Source organism: Thermogutta sp. (genome assembly GCF_039793925.1).
Taxonomy (GTDB): Bacteria; Planctomycetota; Planctomycetia; order Pirellulales; family Thermoguttaceae; genus Thermogutta.
In genome coordinates, this window is the sequence record NZ_JBAMME010000344.1 from 17,046 (window position 1) to 17,936 (window position 891).

The following is an 891-nucleotide window of genomic DNA, read 5'->3' on the forward strand; positions in this document are numbered from 1 at the left end:
GTGGCCTTGCTGCCCTGGCGATAGGGGGGATCTTCCTTGGGTTTCACTGGTATGATCCCCGCTTCTTACGGACGAGACGGCCCCAGGAGGGGGCTCGCTATTTCGATCCGTCTTTGGCACGCACAGCCTCTGGGGGATTCATTCCGGCCCAGGTTCTGATGGACGAGCATTACTGCAAGGATTGCCATCCTGACGTTCACAAGCAGTGGGCAGAGAGTGCCCACCGGTTCAGTTCCTTCAACAACCCGGTGTATCTGGCATCTGTTCGGGAAACCCGGGAATTTTCGTTGGCGCGCGAAGGGACGGTGAGGCGTGCGCGGTGGTGTGCTGGTTGTCACGATCCGGTCCCGTTTTTTTCGGGCGCGTTTGACGATCCAAATTTCGACGATGTGCATGATCCGCTGGGTCAGGCCGGTCTGACCTGCACGAGTTGCCATGGCATTGTGGAGGTCAATTCAGTCCGGGGGAACGCCGACTACGTGATTGAAGAGCCCCTCCACTATCCTTTCGCTTTCAGCACCAATCCTGTGCTTCGGTGGATCAATCACCAGCTCATCCTAGCCAAGCCCGAATTCCACAAGCGCACGTTCCTCAAGCCCTTCCATCGGTCGGCGGAGTTCTGCTCCGTGTGTCACAAGGTTCACATTCCAGAGGCGCTGAACGACTACAAATTCTTGCGGGGTCAAAATCATTACGACTCGTTTTTGCTTAGCGGCGTGTCGGGTCACAGTTTAAGGAGTTTCTACTATCCGCCGGTGGCCAAAGAAAACTGCGCGGAATGTCATATGCCACCGGTAGCCTCGCAGGATTTTGGAGCGAAAGCGTACCCAGGACTACCTGGGTTGGCCGTCAAAAGCCATCTGTTTCCGGCAGCGAATACGGCGCTTCCTT

Annotated in this window: 1 protein-coding gene; it reads left to right on the forward strand. The window is 56.5% G+C overall.

Features of this window, described 5'->3' with window-relative positions:
• Positions 1–891: multiheme c-type cytochrome (locus tag ABJK56_RS18900; RefSeq protein WP_347246244.1), on the forward strand; the 891-nt coding region annotated here is incomplete at both ends.